The following is a 20133-nucleotide window of genomic DNA, read 5'->3' as shown; positions in this document are numbered from 1 at the left end:
GGCAAACTCCCTCGCTTATCACCTTTGCCGGGCGGTATCGATCTGCAGCTGGCCAAAAATGTTCGTTTTCGGCGATACCGACCCGCAGCGCGTGCATCGCCGGTTAGCTCTGCGACGCGTCCTACTGACCCCGACTCCGTTCCCCCCGAAACACCGTGGGCGACAACCCGGCCCGCCCGGGGTAGCCCGATCGGGCGGTTCCGCAACCGGTGCACCGTCCGGCCACGCCCGGAAGTGGGCGCTTGTCCGTAACTGGATGCACTGTCGCGAAACCCATCACCGATCGACGACCGCAGACGTCGGACCCCCCGAAACATGCTGTCGCACACTCGATCAGGATGTAGCAGGCGGCATAACTGACGCTGTACTAGTGCGTAAATGACTGGTCAAAGTGGTAACTATCCCCCCGAACCCGCGTGGCGCGAGGCCGGCGCCCCCTATGCTCATCGCTGGCAGCACATGGTTCAGGAGGGCTTGTCCATGGCGCACACACAGATCAGATACGGCGTGCTCGGCTCGTTCACGGCGTGGTGGGACGACCGTGAGATCGAGCTGGGACCTGCGAAGCAACAGGCAGTGCTCGCGGCACTGCTGCTAGAAATGAACCGCCCGGTTTCGGTGAACGCGATCATCGATGGCGTATGGGGCGAGCACCCACCGAGCGACGCGCGCAACGGAGTACAGACTTACGTCAGCCGCCTGCGCCGGGCGCTGGCACCGCGCCGCCGCGTCGCCGAACCCGCTCTGGTGCGGGCGGATACGGGATACGTGCTGCACGGCGACCCGTCACTGTCCGACCACGTCGCGTTCGACCGGCTCATCGCTACCGCCGAGCGATGCAGGCGCGACAGCGACCTCGCGGCGGCGGCCGGGCATACCGACGCGGCGCTGGCGCTATGGCGCGGTGAACCATTCAGCGGCTTGGCCGGCCCGATCATCGAAGCCGAACGCCGACGGCTGCAGGAGCGATACCTGGCCGCGCTCGAGCATCGCGCCGGGATCAAGCTGGCCCGCGGGCAGCACACCGAGGCCGTCGCCGAGCTCGCGCCGTTGGTCAGCTCGTATCCACTGCAGGAACGGTTTCGGACGCTGCTCATGCTCGGGCTCTACCACTGCGGTCGGCAAGCCGAGGCGTTGATGGTCTTCCAGGACGCGCAGCGGCGCCTGGCCGACGAGATAGGCATCGAGCCGGGGCGCGAACTGCGCGAACTGCACCGGCGGATCCTGCGCGACGAGATCGAACCGCCGGCCGAGGTGACCCCAACACCGACCGGTCGGAATGAAACAGGCTACGGCGGAGTCGATTTCACCGACCTCGACCAGAAGTCGCCGTGGCCGTCCGCCACGGTGCCCGCCGAAACAGCTCCCTCGCCCGTAGCAGGCGTCAGCAGAGCCGAGTCCCGACCCGAGGCGTTGCCGAGCCGAAACCAGCTGCCCGGTGATATCGCGGATTTCACGGGGCGCACCGCCGAAATAGGCGGGTTACTCACCGATATTCCCCCGGAAGCGGCCCGGCCGACCGTATTCATCGAAGCCATCGATGGCATGGCCGGGGTCGGCAAGACGACGCTGGCGATTCATGCCGCCCATCAACTCAGCAACCGGTTTCCCGACGCCCAGCTGTATTTGGACCTGCACGGTCATGCCGCCGAGAGCACGCCGCTCGATCCGATGGTGGCGCTCGACCGGCTGTTACGCGCGGTAGGGGTGCCGAGCGAGACGATACCGCCGGACCTGGATGCCCGAGCGGCGTTGTGGCGCACCGAGATCGCGGCGCTCTCGGCGCTGCTCGTGTTGGACAACGTCGCCGACGTCGATCAGATCCGACCGCTACTCCCCGGCACGCCCAGCTGCCTGGTGCTGATCACCAGCCGGCGCAGGCTCGTCGACCTGGAGGTCTCCAAATCCCTGTCGCTGGACGTGCTTTCGCGCGAGGACGCGACGGCGCTGTTCACCTCCATCGTCAACGACGACCGCGTGATCGCGGAGCCCGATGCGGTCGCGGAGACCGTTCGGCTGTGTGGTTACCTGCCGCTGGCGATCCGCATCGCGGCCGGGCGGCTGCGCGCGCGGCCGGTGTGGCCGATCGATCGGCTGGCGGAGCGGCTTCGGCATCCCAACAATCGGCTCGAGCATCTGTCGGCGGGGTCGCGTAGCGTGGCCGCCGCCCTCACCGCCAGCTTCCAAGACCTGCCCACCGATCACCAACGCGCGTTCGGGCTGCTCGGGCTGCACCCCGGTCGCGACTTCGACACCTATGCCACCGCCGCTTTGGCCGATATCGGAATCGACGCGGCCGAGCAGATTCTGGAAGCTCTGGTGGATGTCCATCTGCTGGAGCAGGTTGTCTCCGAACGCTATCGATTCCACAATTTGGTGCGCGATTACGCCGCGACCCTGGTTCAGCCGTCCGATCTGGACGGCGGCGCGGCGCTGACGAGACTTTTCGACTATTACCGATATGCCGCCTGGGCGGTCGGCAGCAAGATCCTGCCGGATCGGGTCAGTCGTGTCGTCGATCTGCCCAGGCCGGTGACGCCGATGCCCGCGCTGGCCACTCACCAGGAATGTGTCGACTGGTTGCACAGCGAGCGACTGAACCTGCTGGCCATCGCGCGCGAGGCGACCAGGGGGCGCTGGTCGGACTACACGGGCTTGTTCTCCGAGATTCTGTGGTGGCCTTACGTCACCGGGCTGCGCTGCTCCGACGACGCCATCACGCTGCATTTCGACGCCGTCGAAAGCGCGCGCACCAGTGGCGAGCAGGCGGAGGAGTGCCGGTTGCTGGTCAATCTCGGCTACACGCTCTGGCGGATGCGGCATTGCCGGCAGGCGCTGGTGGTACTCGATGACGCCGTGCGGCTGGCCCACGGCATGGGCGACTACGGCAGTGCGGCAAGGGCTATGCACCACAGCGGGTTGGTCTATTTCCGACTGGCCCGGTATCGGGACGCGCTGATGGGTTACCACCAAGCGCTGTCGCTGTCGCGTTCGTGCGGCGACAAGTTCATGGAGGGCTACGCATTACAGGGCCTGGGGCAGGTCAACGAGCGGATGGGTTGCTACGACGACGCGTTCGACTATCTGCGGCAGGCGGTCAGCCTCGCCGACGAGACCAGCGATCCGTACCTTCGCTCCTGTGCCCTGATGCGGATGAGCGACACCGCTATGCGGATCGGCCGATACGACGACGCGCTCGTGCACCTGGAGGACGCCAGGAAGTCACTGACGCCGATGCCGTCGAATACGTTGTTCCACAACTACTTCTCGATTCGGCTCGGCAATGTTTATTGCGCGGTGAAGCAGTACGACGCGGCGCTCGACAGCTTGCGGACGGCGCTGGCGCGGGCCGACCGGAACAATGATCTGATCCTCAAATGCTGCACGCATCTCGGGATCGGGGATGTCCACCGTCGGCAGGGCCAGTATCGCGAAGCACTCGGCCACTACGAGCGCGCGCTGCACATCGCCTACGCGTCCGGTTCGCCGTATGAAGAGGTGCTCGCCTTCGATGCCATCGCGACGGTCAATTATTGCTCGGCACACTTTTCCGTGGCCAGGCAACGCTGGAAGGCGGCCCTGAAGATCGCCGCCGGTCTGGGCATACCGGAGACTCAGCGCATCGCCAATCATGTTGCCAGCATTGATTCGTCGTTCCTCGCGGCCACCGCGACGCGGGCCGCCGAGTCACGCTCAGCCGAGTTCCGCCGCGCCGCGGATTTGATCCGGGGTGGCATTTCGCCCGGCCAGCGGGCGTCGGCCATGGCCGCGATGGCGGATCCACCAATGCCGTGAGAGCTGGCCCGCCAGATAGGCGCCGATCGCGTTCAACAGCACGTCGTCGATCGATGAGTGGCGGCCGATGGCGAGGGCGAACTGCATGGACTCCACCGCGATCGACGCGCCCGCGGCCGCCAGCAGGATGCGGTAAGGGCGGGTGAACCACGGTAGCCGGACCGGCAGCAGGAAGCCGAGGGCGGCGAAGACCAGCAGGTTGCCGCCGAACTGCTCGATCACCCTGTCGTCGGTGAGTTGTTCGGCGAGGTCACGTAGCGGTACGAGATTCAGCGAGCGCCCAGATCCCGTGGGCGTGAGGATCATCCACAACCATGGGGCGGTACCCACCACCGTCCCGACATCGCACAGCGCGGGTCGCCAACCGTAGCGCCGCGCGAGCCACCATGCCGCCACACCGGCCGGCGGTAGTGCGGCGATCGCGGCGAGCACTACCCCGCCCCAGGTCTCCCACGTTCCGTTCATTCGGCCAGTCTCACTCGAATTACCTGCACCACAGGTCGTCTCCACGAACCCTGCACACGATCCACACGACCGGCCTAGTGATCGATGGGGCGCAGGCCGATCATGGTGTGGGCGGCGGCGTAGGTGTAGCGGCCGTTGTCGTGGGCGGTCAGTTGGCCGTTGCCGTTAAGAGCGTCGGGGGTCTTGTCGACCGCGAGGAAGGGGATGTCCCAGACTGGGCTGCCGGTTTTCGGGTCGATCGCCCATAGGCCGGTGTAGTCGGATTGGACGACTACGCTTCTGTCCCATGCGGTCACGGTGCCGGAGCGTTCGGTCTTGATCTGCCACAGTCGGTGGCCGGTTCGCATGTCCAGGCCGGTCATGGTCCGCGCGGCGTCGTCGCGGAGTAGCGCGAGGTCGCCGAGGATCGCGGTCGCGGTGCCGCTGATTGCGTTGCCGTTGTCCGTCTTGGTGCGGAGGTCCGGACTGGTCCAGACCAGGTTTCCGGTATGGCGATCGTGGGCTCCGTCGGCGAGCAACACCGGGATGGTGTCGTCGGTGGGCCGGTCGATCGACAGGCTTTGGGCGACTTTGCCGTCGCTGGAAGCGAGGACATGCCCGGTGCGGTCGAGGAGGTCGGTGCCGGTGGTCCCGCCGGTGCAGTCGGCATTGATTCGGACGACCAACGCCGCGCTGGTCGCGGCGGTGCGGGCGCACCCGGCCAGGTCCGAAGTCCAAGTCGGCGCGCCGGTGCCGAGATCGAAGCCTGCGAGTTGCGCACCTAGGGTGAGCAGGCCCTGCCCGTGGGAGACGTCCAATGCGTCGGTGGAGACGCTCTCCCAGGAGGTTCCCATGGCGAACGAGCGGGTCCAATCGGCCGCGGGGTCGGCGAGCGTGCCCGCGTGGACCCGCACGTCATCGGACTCGACATCACCTTCGGCGGCGTATACCCGATTGTCGGCGGTGGCGAGCGCGAAGATCTGCCAATCGGTCGGCGTGCGGGTTACCTTTCCGCTGGCGATGTCGTAGCAGACGAGGGCAGGCGGGTCAGTGGACGGGGCGACAAAGCAGACGACCCGGCCGTCGACCGGCGTACGAGCGCAACCATCCAGGTGGGCGGCCGGTGCCCGCCAGCGCACCGCGCCGGTCGCGGCATTGATGCCGACCATCATCGGATCCCGCAGGGGCATATTGCCATTCGAAGCGCCGAGCACGGTGACGAGGGTGTCGCCCGCATCGATGAATCCTGGGCTGCCGACATCGTATTCGGTTCCCGCCACGGGATCACGAAATTCCGAGGTCGTGTTGCCGTTTGTGGCCGCGGCGTCGACCGTCCACGCGAGACCAGGGGCCGACTCCACGGTTCCGGTGATCTTGCGGGTTGCGTCGGCGGGCTCCATCATGACGACAACGGCTCCGGCACTTGTTATTACCGCCGCCGCCGCGGCGAGAATCAAACCGCGCAAACCTGGGATCGATGACATCACGACACCTCCAGACCGGGGGTCAGGGCGATCGACTCCAGCTGTTCGAAGGACAATGGCTCCGTGGGGCGTTCAGCGGTGGAACCGATTTCGACCCGGGAGCCCGTTGGGCGGGTGACCGTGACAGTGTGTTCGATATTCGGAACGGGCTGTGCCCCTGGTCGATTCGAAGTAGTACTGAACCGCGACTCCCGGCTCTCGACTGCCGTCCCGTCCGGAAGCCGCCGCAATGTCGTGCGATTGCCATCGGAGTCGATCGTCGCCGGAGCTTCCGACGGAAGGCTCTGTCCCGTAGTAATTTTGATGCGCAGGCTGGATTGCTTTCCCGGCGTGGTGATCCGAACTATCTGACACAGGCCGCCCCCTCGGGAGCTTACCGGTCGCAGGTACCCCAACGGCCGGTCGAGGGTGAGGCCGTCGAGCGGGATCCGCGCCAGTACGGCCTCCAGCCGGTGTGCGACGCTCTCGTCGACCTTGCCGCCGGTGCCCGAACCGAAATCGAAACCGAGGCCGCAGGATTCAGGCACGTCCGGCGTGCCCGGCGGCACCGCCGCGGTGACGCTGAGTCCGGGCGCGGTGGCGAGGGCGGCGAGTTCGTCGACGGTCAACGGCACTGTCCCGGAATGACTGCCGCTGTCCTGGCCGACGTCGAAGGCGGAGGTGGTGACGGTGGTGCCGTCGGTCAGGTAGGCGTTGGCGGTACGGTTCAGGGTGCGTACCTTATCGACCTCGAACCAGGTGTCGTGGACGTCGACTGTCGTGCCGTCGGCGAGGTGTCTGCGCTCGTCGAGATTGCCCGCGACACAGGGCGGAATCGGCGCGGCGGACTGCCGGACCGACACCATCAGATCACCCGATTTGCCGCCGCGCAGCAGGGTGGCGTCGGCCATGGTCCAGCCGCCGGCGTCGAGGTGCTCGCCGGACTCGGAGGTTGGATCGAAGATAGGCTGGAAGAACAGCGACCGGCGGACGGGGGCGAAGCCGATATCGACACCGTCCGGCAGCCCAGCACGCAGCGCCTGCGACATGGCAACGGCCTTCGGACCAGAGAACCACGGAAAGGCAGGGTTGTCGTAGCCGAACTTGTCGGACGTGACATAGCCCTGCGTTTTACCGTCGCCGGGCGGCTCGACCACATCGCAACCCGGGATGCGCACCGGAAACACCACGGGCGGCGTGACATAGGAGCTAGTCGCCTTCGGCCGCGCGGGCGTGGTCGACACGGGCACCGGCTGGGTCGTCAGCTCCGGCTCCGGCTTGTGCAACAGCCCGCTGACGATCACGCCGCAAGCAACGATCGCCGCGCAGATCAACCCGACCGTCCACCCGGTAATCGCCCGCGACGGCTCGCTCGTCTCGCGACCCGCACCGCTTTCCATGTACCGCCCTTACCGTCGATGTCCATCACACGCGCAATACGCCCAAAGTTCGATCCGACCAGCGAACGTTTGCCACCGCAACCCATTTATCCGCGTGGCTGTCCGCCGGTCGACGTGCAAGATAGCCCACGCCGGATGCCGTGCGGCACCCGCGTGGGCGATCGGCGGGACTCAGCTGTCCAGGAACTGCAGCAACTCCGCGGCGACAAACTGTGGGTTCTCCTCCACAAGCCAATGGCCCGCGTGCGGAACAGCTACGGCACGAACGATATTGGCCATGCGAGGTGCCGTGGTGGACTTGATCGGTTCGAGTTGACCCTCGGCGGTCATGAGCAGGGTGGGCACGCTTGTCGGTGCCGCCGCGACGGTGTCGCGGACGTCCTTGTCGAGGGCGCGGTAGAGCTCGAATCCGTCGGAGAGGGTTTCGGGGCGGCGGTAGGTTCTCGCGTACTCGGTGATTTCGGCGTCGGTGAACGGGGAGCGATCCGAGGTACCACCGAAGGCGGTGCCGCCGTAGGAGACCTGGGGGTAGAACAGGGCCAGGTACTCGCGAACGTTGTCGCTGACCACAGCCTCGGGGACGCGGCGTTGGGACTGGAAGGCGATGTGCCAGCTCAGAGTTCGGTAGGTCGCGGCATCGATCGCGGGGCCGGGTAGCGGTAGGTCCAGGTAGCCGAGGCGGTTGGTGTCGGCAGGGAACTGGGTGGCGTATTGGTAGGCGACCGCGGCTCCCCAGTCGTGGCCGATCACGCGGGCGTCGCGGATGCCGAGCCGATCGGCGATCAAGGTGTGCAGGTATCGGGCCAGGGTGGCTTTGTCGTAGCCGGTCGGCGAACCGGTGCTGTCGCCGAGACCGGGGAGGTCGATGGCGTATACGGTGTGATGTTCGGCGAGGGCGGGCATGATCGGCCACCAGCCGAACCAGGTCTGCGGCCAACCGTGGATCAGCACCACCGGCGAGCCGCTGCCGCCGGTGACATAGTGCATTCGGACGCCGTCGACGTCGGCGAACTCATGCCGGAAGGTCTTCTCGAACCGAGAGTCGCCTTGGGTGGCGACGGCGTAAGGCGGAACGTCGGCGGCCGAGGTGGCGCACGCGGCGGTGCCGATGGTGAGCAGGAGGGCGAGCGCTGCGGTCGCCACCGCCCGCGCGGGTCGGCGGGAGCGGCGCACTGCCGGAGGTGCTGCGGTGATCATGTAATCCTTTGCTGCGGAGGGTGTTCGGACTCAGCGGCCGGTCGCGCCGTCGATGAGTTCGCGGAGGAGGTCGGCGTGGCCTGCGTGGCGGCCCGTCTCTTCGATCAGGTGGACCAGCGCCCAACGGACGCTGGGAGCGGGACCGTCCCGCCGCGGCACCGGTGCGCCGAGGTCGGTGCAGCCGTCGAGTACTTTGTTGGCGCGCTCGACCGTCTCGCGATAGCGGGCGACGACGTCGGCCACGCTGTCTTCCGGTGCGGCATGGAACGTCGCCTGCCAGTTGGTGACCTTCTCCCCGAGGAACGTCGAGCGCTCGACGAATGTCAGATGCTCGAGCAGGCCGAGCAGGTTCGTGCCCGAAGGCACTGCGGCAGTGCGGACCTGTGGTTCGGGGGCACCGTCGATCTTCGCGGCGATCGAGGTCCTGAGGTAGTCGAGGAATCCGCGCAGCACAGCGGTCTCACTGCTGCCGGTTCGGGGCGGCGGTGCGTCGCTGCGGCGTGCGCGGCGAAAGGCGGCGGGCATGATGATTTCCTTTGTCGGGGATCGGCTTTCGGTGCCGCGTCAGGCGGTACGGCGGATGACCAGGACGTGATCGGTGACCTCGGCGCGGCGCCCATCCGGGCCGGTGGCCATCCGGCGCGGCGCGTCAGCTCGCTCGACAGACCATGTCGCGGGGTCCAGATCGATGCCCGCGGCGACCTGCCGCGGGGTCGGGAACCAGGCATCGGGGTCCTGATTCCACGACCACGGCATGGTCGAGCCATGGTTGACGACCAGCAGCAACCCCTCCGGGCGCAGCGCGTGCGCGGCCGCGCGCAGGACGAGCGCCCGGTCCAAACCGAAGGAGGTGTGCAAGTAGTGGGCGCAGATCAGGTCGAACTCCCCCGGCGGGAAGGACTCGTCCAGGTCGTGTCGTGCGGCGCTGACCAGCCCGCTCAGCCCGGCGGAGCGGGCGAGGCGGGTGAGCCGCTCGACCGCCACGGACGAGATATCGACGGCGGTGACGTGCCAGCCACGGCGGGCGAGCCAGAGCGCATCGCCACCGTCGCCACACCCGAGGTCGAGCACGTCGCCGGACGGCAGGCCCGTAACCGTCTCGGCGAGAAGGTCATTCGGTCGCGGATCGGTCGCCGCGGGTCGGGCCGCGTAGACCTCGTTCCAGAACGTGACCGCATCGGTGGTGCTCATCGAGGCTCCTTTTGTCGGATGACCTCAGTTTCCGCAGAACCGCCTGGTTTTGGCACGCAAACTTGCGGTTCCGGCAAGATGGTCTGGTGGACCGCGAAACCGAAGACGTACTCGATGTGGTGGGACCGCGACTGCGTGCGCTGCGCCGCGACCGCGGCATCACCCTCGCCGACCTGGCCGCGACGACCGGGGTGTCGGAAAGCACGCTGTCCCGGCTCGAGAGCGGGCAGCGCAGGGCGACCCTGGAGTTGCTACTGCCGCTCGCCCGCACCTACAACGTCCCGCTGGACGATCTCGTCGGCGCTCCGCGCACCGGCGACCCCCGAATCCATCTGAAGCCGATCCACCGTTTCGGGATGACCTTCATCCCGCTGTCCAAGCGGCCGGGCGGTACGCAGGCGTTCAAAATGCTCATACCCGCACAACCGAAACCGCTCGAACCGACGTTGCAGACGCACGAGGGTTTCGAGTGGCTCTACGTGCTCAACGGTCGGCTACGGCTGGTGGTCGGCGAACGTGACCTCACCCTGCCCGCCGGTGAGGCAGCCGAGTTCGACACCTCCTTGCCGCACTGGCTCGGCAGCGCCGACGGCGGCGTAGTAGAGCTGCTCATCCTCTTCGGCCTACAAGGAGTGCGCTCACACGTCCGCCCCTCGGCCAAGTCCTGACACACTGACTTGCGCGGCTACCCGCAACGCGCCTTGGCACCCAGCTTTTACGGCCTATGCGCTAGTCGAGATCTACGCGGACGGTGAGCAATTCACCACCGATTACCAGGACGCCGCCGCTATTGATCCGCGGCAGCTCGCGCAGCCGTCGTCGCGCGTCATCGGTAGGGACCAGACGAGCGACACCCGTGTACCAGCGGCCGCGGATCCGCACGCGGACACGGGGATTCGCGTCGATGTTGCGAATGTAGTCCGAACGGTGACCGAATTCGGAGACGAACCAGAACGCGTCGCCGACACGTCGGCCACCGATCGGCGTATGACGGGGCAGACCACTGCGCCTGCCGACCGTTTCGATCAGCGTCTGACGAGGTAGCCGCCGGGCGACCGGGTTGGCGACATGCCGCTGCACCCACCCGACAACGTGCCGTTTGACCTCGACCCGATCGCGCATCGATACTCCTTCGTCAGATACTCATGAGACATATTCAGTCTCTTTGTCTCGATATTAGAACGCACATCGCCGCGTGACAAGGAACGCTGGTGGAGACGCACCGCCTCTGTGCTCGGCGGATTCAGACCGCGCGGTCGACCGTGTAGAGGATGTGGGTGCCGTGCAGACCCTTCAGTTCGACTTCGCGTTCGGCGACGACGGCGATATCCGGTTCGTCGACGACCGCCTCGCGTACCGGCTCGCTGATGAGGATCTCGCCGCCGTCGGCCTGTCCGGCGACCCGGGCCGCCATGGCGACATTGCGGCCGAACAGGTCGTCGCCGCGACGAACGGACTTGCCCATGTGGATGCCGATGCGCACCCGAACATGTTCGCGGCCACTGAGTTTGGCGCCGTTGCCGAGTGCGCTCTGAATGTCCAGGCCGCAGTGCACCGCCTGCTCGGGCTCGGCGAACGCGATCATGAAACCGTCGCCCTGACTCTTCACGATGTGTCCGTCGCGCTTGGTGACGCGGTTGCGGATCAGGCGGTCATGGCGTTCGAGCAGTTTGACCCAGGACTGGTCGCCCAGTCGTTCGTTGAGCGCGGTGGAGCCCTCGATATCGGAGAACATGATCACGACGTGGCCGTCGGGGGTCAGCCCGGCCAGGTCTGGTCGTTCGACCTGCGCCCAACCCGCCAGGTTCTCGATCGAGGTGAGGACGGCACCACGGAAACCCTTCTTGCGCAACAGGTTCGCGGTATCCCACATGGTCTTCACCGCCTCGCGGCCACTGATCATCAGGAGTTGCCTGCTGTCGACCTTGTGTTGCAGCTCGTCGAACTGGCGGCGGCTACGCCGCAACAGCACGACCAGCACGACCAGGCCGATGGCCTCCGACGCGGCAACCGCGGCGAGTACGAGCTCGATCATCATGGGATCCGTCTCAGGTAGTGGTCGAGCGGATGGTGTTATCGGAGGGCGGGCAGATCGCGTAGTTGCCGTCGGGAGGTGATGTCGAGTTTGCGGAAGATGTTGCGCAGGTGCGCATCTACGGTACGTGGGCTGAGAAAGAGTTTAGCCGCAACCTCTTTCGAGGTGGCGCCCTCGGCGACCAGGCGGGCGATGTGTACTTCTTGCACGGTGAGAGTGTCGGAGACATCGGCGGATCGACCGCGGGTCTGCTCCCCCGTGCCGCGCAGCTCGGCGGCCGCGCGCGCCGCGAACGCCTCCGCGCCGAGCGCCGACAGCCGCTCATGGGCGAGCCGCAGTTCGGCCCTTGCGTCGCGGCGGCGGCCTTGGCGGCGGAGCCATTCGCCGTACACCAGGTGCGCACGGCCCGCGGCGATGGCCAGGCTGCTGGTCTCCAGCAGAGCCACCGCCTGACGGTAGGTGTCTTCGTCGTCGTCCACCAAAGCCCGTGCATACGTGGCGATTCCGAGTCCCCACGGTTGTCCGCCCGCACCGGCCCGCTCGGCCGATGTGGCGAGCGCGGCGCGCGCGGTTTCCGGCTGATGGCAGCGCACCGCGGCCTCGACCAGCTCCGGCAGCGCCTGGCCCGCCAAGCCGAGATCGCCGGTCGCGACGGCTTGCTCAGCGGCCCGCAACGCCGCAGGGTAGTCGGCCAGGCCATTGTTGAGGACGGCGGTGGCGTAGTGCACGCTGAGGGTCATGTGCGGCGCGACCCCGGCGAACAGTTCCTCGGCTTCGGCCCGGCGGCCGCGCAGTCCCGCCAGGTGGATGCGCGGGTAGACGAGCGGTGCGGCGCCGGTGGCCTCCGCGATCGCCTCCTCCTCGGAGATCATCGCCGTCGCGGCGCCGAAATCGCCCTGGTGCGCGGTAACGGTGGCGAGCATGGCCAGCCCGATCGGCAGCATGTGAAAGGAGCCGAGCTCGCGGCCGGACGCGGTGACCCTGGTGCCGATGCCGGCCATAGCCTCGATATCCCACAGTTCCACGGCGAGTAGGAATCCGAGCGTCGGCCAGCGCGTCCACGCCTCGTCGGTTCCGCCGGCGACGACCGGGCGCAGCAACTTCGCGGCCGCCTGATGGCCCTCGATCACCAACGCGAGCACGCCGTCCAGGATGATGTCCGCGCTGGTGTGCGGTTCGGGGTTGGGTGGCGCGGTGCGCGCGGCGGCGATCACCGTGTCGAGGCCGCCGGTCAGCATCGCCATTTCGAGCGCGTCCACATAGCACTCGCGCGCACGGGCGGGTTCGAGGTCAGACAGCCGCGCGGCGGCGCGGAGCAGATGATCGGTCGGCTGGTCGCCGCCGCGGAAGCGAGCGAAGGAGATCCGGCCGCGCAGCAGGTCGATGCGCGGATCGTCGGAGTCGAGGGTGGACAGCAATTCGGCGGCCACACCGAAGTCACCGACCGACAGCTTGGCTTCGACGGCGGCGAGTACCCGCTCGGATCGCCTGCGGGGTTCCAGGGTCAGCGCGGCCGCGCGTTCCAGGAACGCGGCGGCGGCGGCCTCACCACCGCGCGCCCGTGCGCGGGCGGCCGACCGCGTCAGCGCGACGGCTACTTCCTCGTCGGGGCCGACGCTGGCCAGTGCCCGATGCCAGGCGACTCGGTCAGGGTCGGCGACAGCGTCGCTCACCTGGGCAAGAGCGCCGTGCGCACTGCGCCGCTCGGCGGCGGTCGCGGCCTGATAGACCGCAGAACGCGCCAGCGGATGAATGAAACGCACCCGAGTGCCGAACTCGACCATCGGCACCTCTTCTTCGGCGGCGTCCTCGATGCCCAAGAGCTTCGCCGCAGACCACAGCAGGGCCGGATCGCCGACCGGCTCCGCGGCGGCGACGGTCAGCAGCAGCCGGGTCTTGGGTGGCAGCACCGCGAGGCGGGCGCGGAAGCTCCGCTCGGCGGCGCGCGGCGCGGGCAGGTCGAAACCGCCCGCCATGCCCGCCAGTCCCGCGCTTCGCGGCAGTTCCACCAGGGCCAGCGGGTTGCCGCGCGATTCGGCAAGGATGCGGTCGCGCACGCGGGCGTCCATCGAGGTGGGCAACTCGCGGACCAGCACCGCGCGTGCCTCGGATTCGCTCAGCCGCTCGACGTGCACCTGGGGAAGTTGGTCCAGCCCGCTCGCGCTGTCGCGCGCGGCGAAGACCATCGCCACCCGCTCGGCACCTATCCGGCGAGCCACGAACGCCAGTGCCCGCGCCGAGGCATGATCCAGCCACTGCGCGTCATCGATGAGGCACAGCAGCGGCCGATCGTGTTCGAGCAGCAGGCCGAGCGTGGCCGCGCCGGCCAGGAACGCGTCGGGCGTGCCGGTTTCCATGCCGAACGCGATCCGCAGCGCGGTGCGGTGCGGGGGCGGCAGCGCATCGAGGTGTTCCAGCACCGGAGCACACAGTTGATGCAGGGCCGAATACGGCAGTTCCATCTCGAACTCGGCACCGGTGGCCCGCATGATCACGAAGCCGGAGGACGCCATGGCCAAGTGCTCGAGCAGCGCGCTCTTGCCGATGCCCGCCTCGCCGAGCAAAATCACCGCGCCGCCACGGGATTCTCGCGCCTCGTGCAGGAGCGCGAGCAGTCGCGCGGTCTCCTCGGATCGCCCGACCAGATAACTCACGAGCGCACCACGCGGCCGGTCGTCCTGTGTTGTTGATTCACTCGCTTGCTCACGTTCTCGATCTTGGCGCCGATAGCACCGTAGCGCCATCCGCATATAGGTAGGTATTGCCGACGCGAGCCAATGTCCAATGCCGCGAAACTTACTGGCATGGGAACGCGATCACAGCCGTACATTACCGGCCATCCGCACCGACTGCCGACGAGCTCACCGCAGTCGAGCTGATCGTGCACGGCACCCTGCCGCCGGAGTCGGACGGTCGACGCTTCCGCAGCGACCACAATCCCAAATCCGTTGTCACGCTGACCCATTGGTCTTGTGGTGCGGGCGTGCCGCACGATGTCGAGCTGTCCGCCGACCAGGACTGATCCTTTATCCCAAATTCCGAAAACCGCACCACCACAACACGAAAGGCTCGTCATGGAGCAGAACAGCACGACCACCACCACGCCGAACGTAAAGACCTTGCTCGACGATTGGCTGACCCTCTGGAACGGTGACTACACCCCCGTCAACGACATCATCGCCCCCGACTTCCATGTGCACGCCGCACCGATGGGGGGCGGCGAGCAGACCATCGAAGGGCCGGACGGCTTGGTCGAGTGGATCGCGCAGACCCGGGCGGCCTGCACCGAACTGGTGTTCACCGTGCAGGTCGGACCGATCGTCGATCGCGACCATCTCGCGCTGCGCTGGATCGCCGTCGGCACCTACGGCGGCGGATTTCCCGGTGCGACCGCGCCCGTGGGGACCGCGATCCACTTCACCGGTACCGACATCGTGCGCATCGAGCAGGACAAGATCGTCGAGTACTGGATCAATTCCGACATTCATGTGTTGCTGGCCACGCTCGGCGTGCACGCCTGATCACCGGCGAGGAGAAGATCATGTCTACTGGAACACTGCGCCGTAATCGCACTGATTATCCCGCCGCCCGGACGGTCCTCATCTCGGCCTGGGCGGTACCCGTCTTGATCATCGGCCAGTTCGCCATGGTGGCTGTCGTTCCCGTCACACTCGTGCTGATCGGCACGCTGCGAGATGCCCGGCTCCGTCCGCTCCGCTGGTTTTCCGCCGCACTAGCCACGGCTTACGCTGTGCCACTTGGCATCTGGATACTCCGGCCGGATCGTGCGCAGAGTCTGTCGAAGGACATGAACCCCGTCCTGGCCGGCGTGATCGTGGTCGCGGCCACCGTCGTCGCGGTCGTCCACCAGCTCTTGCGGCGCGCTGAGCACTGATGGCAAGTCGTTGGCCACCGGATGATCACCGGCGGTTTAACGGTGTGGCCAGAATCCGCTGTACGGTCGGGCATGACCTCCGAAGTGATCGCCAAGGCGAATTACCCAGGCGGAACTGCTGTTGCCCGGCGGACGACCGCGGACCGAGTGCGGGCGTGGATCGTGCTGCTGTTGTCTGCGATACCGTCCGCGGCGTCGATAACGGTGTTGCTGTACGGACTCGGCCGCGCGCTCGGCGTCGGCGTCCCCGGCGCGCTGCCGGTGGCCTGGTTTCTGGTGTGTATCTGCTGGTGTGTGGTGAGTTTCCGGGCGCGCGAGCGCCGATTGTTGTTGCGGATGTTCCGGCTGCGGCAGCCGACGCCCGAGGAACAGCCCGTGTTGAGCTCCGCATGGGAGAAGGTCGCGCACAAGGCAGGCGTGCCCGCTGAGTCGTACACCCTCTGGGTGCAGGCGACGGACCGGCAATTCGTGGTGCCGGACCGGATGATCACCACGACGCCGGAGTCGCTACACCGGCTGCCGCCACCAGAGCTGCAGGCCGTGCTCGCCCACCAACTCGCGCAACGAGTACAGGGGCGAGTCACGTTCTGGCAGTTGGTGTTTCGTCACTACAACTTGCCCGTGGTCTGGATCGAGCGCGCGTTGCTTTCAGGATTGGGGCTGACGGCCATCGGCGAGGCGATCGCACGGCGGCTGCCCGCGCGGACCTCCCGGGTGTTCGTCATCGGCTGGACCGCGCTCAGCAGGATCCTCGTCGCGTGTCCCGCGGTCGCGGCGGCCACGGTAATCATCGGCCTCGCGCCCGCGCTGCTGCTGCGGCTGACGCCCGAGCTCGCGGCGTTGGCGGTGCGGCCGATCGTCGACCGCTGCGAATATCGCAGCGACCGAATCGTGGTCGATCTGGGATACGGGCCGGAACTCGGTGGTGTGTTGCAGCACACCGACGTGCCGCCGCCCGCATGGCCGCCGAACCGGCTGTCGGTGTCGCTGTTCGTGCCGAAAACCGCACACGACAATAGGATTCGGCGCATCCGCGATCGGCTCGACGAGCTGGCGCGGCGCTGGAACCCGCCGTCTTCTTAACCGGTCAGAGCTGTTCGCCCTGCTCGCGCCGCCGGTCCAGGTCGCTCTGCCGAGCGGCTTCCTGGCGGCGGGCTTCGGCCCGTTGCTGTTCGGCCCGTTCGCGCAGGCCGCGCAGGAACGCCGCGTCGGCCTCCGGATCCTGGGCGACATAGCGGCCCGGCCGGTCGTACTCGGCGTAGCTGGTGGTCGAGCGCGGGCCGGTCTCGTTGACCGGGCGACCGATGAAGAGCCAGAGCAGGGCGCCGATCGTGGGCACCAAGATGACGATGATCAGCCAGCCCCCCTTGGGCAGGTGCCGAATGCCCACGTCAGGGCAGGTAATGATGTCGATCAAACAGTAAACCCACAGCGCAAGGGTCAGCAGACCCACCATCGCGAACGGCATCAATATCTCCTAGTGCACGTGCCAGCCAACGACCTGACCGTGCGGCGATTCGCGGCGAATCTCCCCCAACCGGCCCGGACACTCCGTGCCCGAAACTGGCAAACCTTGAACATCCAGCGACCCCGATCAACCCCCGCGGCCGCGCCACCGCACACCCTATCGGACCGCCGAACATCGCGCGTACCGAGTGCGACGCGCGTCTCACCCCCTGACCTTCCGACCTTGCGACGGAGGACTACTTCGTCATTCGGCGACACGGGTTGCGGTCGGCGTCGGACCAGTACACCACCTGATCCTCCTGTGACCCTCATCGCCGCAGTGCGGGTATCGCTGGTGGTCCTAGCGTCGGTGTGGCACGAGGGGGCGGCAGACGGCGGACCAGTTGTGATTCTCTACCGCCTGACTGAGTCTGAATGACCAAAGTCTCTGCGCAGCCTCTCGGCGCTGTATAGACTGACAGCAGTCGGCAGTATTCGGCCACGTTTGAGGTGCTTTTGGTGAAGGGCGGCGCATCCGCCCGTGTGCTAGTAAATAATCGAGTCGGGGAGATAGGGGCCACACAGGTCGCCTTGTTCGTCGGCGCTGCGCGGGGACCACAGTGTTACCTTCACATTGAGGCGAAATCGACGCACTCAAACCTCTTGGTGGAAACTGACGGGCATTCTTCAATATATCTATTGCGAACGCTCTGGTGCGTGTCAGCTGTCGTACTCTCTGAAGCGAACTAGAGGAAAGTGTAGCTTTCATTTGTTCGGGTTAGGAAGTGCACCATGATTACGGTGCAAATGAGGTCGCAAATTTACACTGCACTCGTTCGGGGGGAAGCTGTCTTGGTGACAGGTGCGGGTTTTTCGCACGGAGCAGTGGATCGCAACGGGCACCCGATTCCGCTGGGAAGGGAACTTGCCGAGCAAATATGGCCTATTGCATTCGGCGATTCTACCTTCGACCGAAGTTCGAATCTCGGAGAGGTTTTTCGGCTTGCGAACCGGAAGTCCGGTACGTTGCTGCGTAATCACTTGGAATTAGTTCTGTCGGTTGATTCCGAAAATATTCCGCGCCGATACTACGACTGGTTCTCATTGCCATGGCATCGAATATACACCTTGAACATAGACGACTTGGACCGAGCAGTCTCAATGACCTTGAAGTCACCCAGGGCTCTTCGTATTCTGTCTGCATTTACGTCGACTCCAGGCGATGCAGCCTCTCGCGATCATCTGGCGGTAGTACATTTAAACGGTCGAATGGTTGATTTTCCGAATCTTACGTTCGACCCACCGAGCTACGGCGCCCGCACCAGCCTTCCGGATGCATGGTATCAACAATTTGTGACTGATATTGTCACACGGCCCACCTTCTTTATTGGAACGGTTCTCGATGAACCACCGTTCTGGCACTACCTAAGTCAGCGGGGCTCCAAGGGTGCGACAGCCGAGACGAGACCGCGATCGTGGCTCATAACGAGGAACCTGCCCGCTGCGCGTCGTGAATTGCTCTCCGAATTCAATATTTATCTCGTTGAGCAGTATGAAGAAGAATTCTATACAGAGTTCATCAGTCCAAATGTTGGAGAGCTCAAGCAGATAGCAAAGGCCAGGAAGGCGCTGGCAAATACCGAGGAGGAATCCTATTTGGTGGATGTTGCCGGTGTTATAGCTTCCGGCCCGAAAGGGGATGCCAACTTTCTTCTGGGTCGCGAACCTACATGGGGGGACGTGCACGATGGTTTCGCCGCCCAGTTCGACTGGGACGCTGAAGTAATCGAGGATCTCCGAACCATGAGTGATGGCACATACATCGTGCACGGCGGATCGGGTACGGGCAAGAGTACGACGATGCTTCGAGCTGCTGCGGTCCTAGCGGCAGATGGAAATCGAGTGTTGTGGGTATCGAGGGACACCGACAAGTCGCCCAGCGAGATCCGAGCCGGAATTCTCGATAGACAGCCTGATTATGTATTTATTGACAACCTGGACCGGTTTGGTGACACTGGTCCTAGTTTCATGGATTCGCTAATGAACAAGCTCGACACAACTGTGTTCGTTGGCGCTATGCGTACTCAACGGCTATATAGACTCGAATTACCGACGAGACTTACAGCAAAATTTAAACCCGCACCACACCTATCCGACTCGGACGCGATACGGCTTATAGCCGCACTGAGTAAGGGGAACCGGCTTGGCGCATTGCTACAATTGACTGCATCGGACCGCGTTGACGCAATAACCCGGCGCGCTGGCCGACAATTATTGGTGTCGCTCATTGAGGCTACATCCGGCCGGAAATTTCACGACAAGGTAGCCGATGAATGCCGGAACCTGACCGGAATGGAACTTGCAGCCTACGGGGTTGCTTGCTGTGCAGATTCGGCGGACGGACAGTATCTCACAAGCAGTGATATTCTGATCGCGATCGGCGCTGCCAACAACGAGGGCGTGAAAGCGGTACGAGCATTGACAAGAGATGGCCTCTTAACTGATACTAGAGGAAAATTGAGAGTGCGACACCGTGTCATCGCCGAATCTGCAGTTAATTACTTCAGATCAGAAGACAGGTTGCAAGAATGGATGGAGCACCTCATTTTCTTGTGTGCTGTCAAGTACACTCCATCAGCAATGACGCGTGGCCGATACGGCCGTTTACTGATTAGATTTCTAAATCACGACTTCCTCAAGGAACAATTGGGCAGCGTGATTGCAGTTCAAACCCTTTACGGATCGGTCGAGACGATATTGAGTAATGAGTTCCACTACTGGCTCCAGCGCGGCAGTTTCGAAGTCGAAGTAGGCGATCTCGGCCAGGCTGAAACCTTTCTTCTACAGGCGCAAGCGCTGAAGCCTGATGACTTCTTCCTCGAAACCGAGTGGTGCTATCTTTTGCTGAAGAGGGCGTTATACGCGCCCAACTCGGCGACATCGACACCTGACGCCGAGGATGCTCTCAGGCGTCTCGAAGCACTAATGACGGCCAAATCCGAACAGTCTCCTCATACATATCATGTCTATTTGAACTTGGGATTGAAATGGCTGCTGGCTGCACCTTTGAGTGTCGGTGAGGCTCGGTTGTTGCGAGATAACCTCAGACGCTACGCAGTAATTGCAAAATCACAATTCAGAAGCAGCAACATGATAAATGGGGTTGTCTCACAGGTCGAGCGGAGGCTAATGACACTTTCACTCGAACAGTACGAGAACAAATAGTTCCGATGCGGACAACAGCCTAGGAGATCGATCGGCCTCAGC

General features: G+C 65.1%; 17 protein-coding genes. 7 read left to right on the top strand and 10 right to left on the bottom strand.

Features of this window, described 5'->3' with window-relative positions; all coding sequences use genetic code 11:
• The first annotated feature begins 480 nt into the window (after positions 1 to 480).
• Positions 481 to 3795: an AfsR/SARP family transcriptional regulator gene (locus tag ACIBCN_RS36640; protein ID WP_396996530.1), complete on the top strand. Its 3315-nt coding sequence runs from the start codon at positions 481 to 483 to the stop codon at positions 3793 to 3795.
• Here ACIBCN_RS36640 and ACIBCN_RS36635 read toward each other — a convergent pair.
• The 6 genes from ACIBCN_RS36635 to ACIBCN_RS36610 form a co-directional block, all read right to left on the bottom strand.
• The gene (locus ACIBCN_RS36635; RefSeq protein ID WP_396996529.1) at positions 3694 to 4260 is read right to left on the bottom strand and encodes a VanZ family protein; all 567 of its coding nucleotides are present in this window, start codon (positions 4258 to 4260) and stop codon (positions 3694 to 3696) included. The genes ACIBCN_RS36640 and ACIBCN_RS36635 overlap by 102 nt on opposite strands.
• A 74-nt stretch (positions 4261 to 4334) precedes the next feature.
• A complete protein-coding gene (locus tag ACIBCN_RS36630) occupies positions 4335 to 5723 on the bottom strand; it encodes a PQQ-binding-like beta-propeller repeat protein (RefSeq protein ID WP_396996528.1) in 1389 nt (462 codons plus the stop codon).
• On the bottom strand, positions 5723 to 7102 hold the full coding sequence (locus ACIBCN_RS36625) for a hypothetical protein (protein ID WP_396996527.1): 1380 nt from the start codon (positions 7100 to 7102) through the stop codon (positions 5723 to 5725). The genes ACIBCN_RS36630 and ACIBCN_RS36625 overlap by 1 nt, the downstream gene beginning before the upstream one ends.
• 171 nt (positions 7103 to 7273) lie before the next feature.
• Positions 7274 to 8299 carry an alpha/beta fold hydrolase gene (locus ACIBCN_RS36620; RefSeq protein ID WP_396996525.1) on the bottom strand — a complete coding sequence of 342 codons (1026 nt, stop codon included), beginning with the start codon at positions 8297 to 8299 and terminating at the stop codon, positions 7274 to 7276.
• Positions 8300 to 8329: 30 nt separating this feature from the next.
• The gene (locus ACIBCN_RS36615) at positions 8330 to 8824 is read right to left on the bottom strand and encodes a DinB family protein (protein WP_396996524.1); all 495 of its coding nucleotides are present in this window, start codon (positions 8822 to 8824) and stop codon (positions 8330 to 8332) included.
• 39 nt (positions 8825 to 8863) lie between these two features.
• Positions 8864 to 9490 (bottom strand): class I SAM-dependent methyltransferase, encoded by a 627-nt coding sequence (locus ACIBCN_RS36610; protein WP_396996523.1) that lies wholly within the window; start codon positions 9488 to 9490, stop codon positions 8864 to 8866.
• 86 nt (positions 9491 to 9576) lie between these two features.
• Here ACIBCN_RS36610 and ACIBCN_RS36605 point away from each other — a divergent pair, with 86 nt between their 5' ends.
• Positions 9577 to 10158: a helix-turn-helix domain-containing protein gene (locus tag ACIBCN_RS36605; protein WP_396996522.1), complete on the top strand. Its 582-nt coding sequence runs from the start codon at positions 9577 to 9579 to the stop codon at positions 10156 to 10158.
• Positions 10159 to 10219: 61 nt separating this feature from the next.
• On the opposite strand, the gene ACIBCN_RS36600 is transcribed toward ACIBCN_RS36605, so the two are convergent.
• From ACIBCN_RS36600 to ACIBCN_RS36590, 3 genes are all read right to left on the bottom strand, one after another.
• A complete protein-coding gene (locus tag ACIBCN_RS36600) occupies positions 10220 to 10612 on the bottom strand; it encodes a nitroreductase/quinone reductase family protein (protein WP_396996520.1) in 393 nt (130 codons plus the stop codon).
• Positions 10613 to 10733: 121 nt separating this feature from the next.
• Positions 10734 to 11528, bottom strand: a complete 795-nt coding sequence (locus ACIBCN_RS36595; RefSeq protein WP_396996518.1) for an adenylate/guanylate cyclase domain-containing protein — start codon at positions 11526 to 11528, stop codon at positions 10734 to 10736.
• A gap of 35 nt (positions 11529 to 11563) precedes the next feature.
• Positions 11564 to 14179, bottom strand: a complete 2616-nt coding sequence (locus tag ACIBCN_RS36590) for an AAA family ATPase (protein WP_396996516.1) — start codon at positions 14177 to 14179, stop codon at positions 11564 to 11566.
• A 227-nt stretch (positions 14180 to 14406) separates the two neighbouring features.
• On the opposite strand from ACIBCN_RS36590, the gene ACIBCN_RS36585 reads away from it, so the two are divergent.
• The 4 genes from ACIBCN_RS36585 to ACIBCN_RS36570 all read left to right on the top strand — a co-directional run bounded on the left by ACIBCN_RS36585 (position 14407) and on the right by ACIBCN_RS36570 (position 16503).
• On the top strand, positions 14407 to 14547 hold the full coding sequence (locus ACIBCN_RS36585) for a hypothetical protein (protein WP_396996515.1): 141 nt from the start codon (positions 14407 to 14409) through the stop codon (positions 14545 to 14547).
• Positions 14548 to 14599: 52 nt separating this feature from the next.
• Positions 14600 to 15046 carry an ester cyclase gene (locus ACIBCN_RS36580; protein ID WP_396996514.1) on the top strand — a complete coding sequence of 149 codons (447 nt, stop codon included), beginning with the start codon at positions 14600 to 14602 and terminating at the stop codon, positions 15044 to 15046.
• Between the two features lie 20 nt (positions 15047 to 15066).
• On the top strand, positions 15067 to 15420 hold the full coding sequence (locus tag ACIBCN_RS36575) for a hypothetical protein (RefSeq protein ID WP_396996513.1): 354 nt from the start codon (positions 15067 to 15069) through the stop codon (positions 15418 to 15420).
• A gap of 72 nt (positions 15421 to 15492) precedes the next feature.
• A complete protein-coding gene (locus ACIBCN_RS36570; RefSeq protein WP_396996512.1) occupies positions 15493 to 16503 on the top strand; it encodes a hypothetical protein in 1011 nt (336 codons plus the stop codon).
• A gap of 4 nt (positions 16504 to 16507) precedes the next feature.
• Here ACIBCN_RS36570 and ACIBCN_RS36565 read toward each other — a convergent pair whose 3' ends face one another.
• Complete coding sequence (locus ACIBCN_RS36565) at positions 16508 to 16888, bottom strand: PLDc N-terminal domain-containing protein (RefSeq protein WP_396996510.1); 381 nt, start codon at positions 16886 to 16888, stop codon at positions 16508 to 16510.
• 833 nt (positions 16889 to 17721) lie between these two features.
• Here ACIBCN_RS36565 and ACIBCN_RS36560 point away from each other — a divergent pair.
• A complete protein-coding gene (locus ACIBCN_RS36560; protein WP_396996509.1) occupies positions 17722 to 20091 on the top strand; it encodes a hypothetical protein in 2370 nt (789 codons plus the stop codon).
• Positions 20092 to 20133: the final 42 nt, after the last annotated feature.

Origin of the sequence: Nocardia sp. NPDC051052, assembly GCF_044456045.1 — a bacterium.
GTDB lineage: Bacteria > Actinomycetota > Actinomycetes > Mycobacteriales > Mycobacteriaceae > Nocardia.
This window is presented reverse-complemented; position numbering and strand designations above follow the sequence as displayed.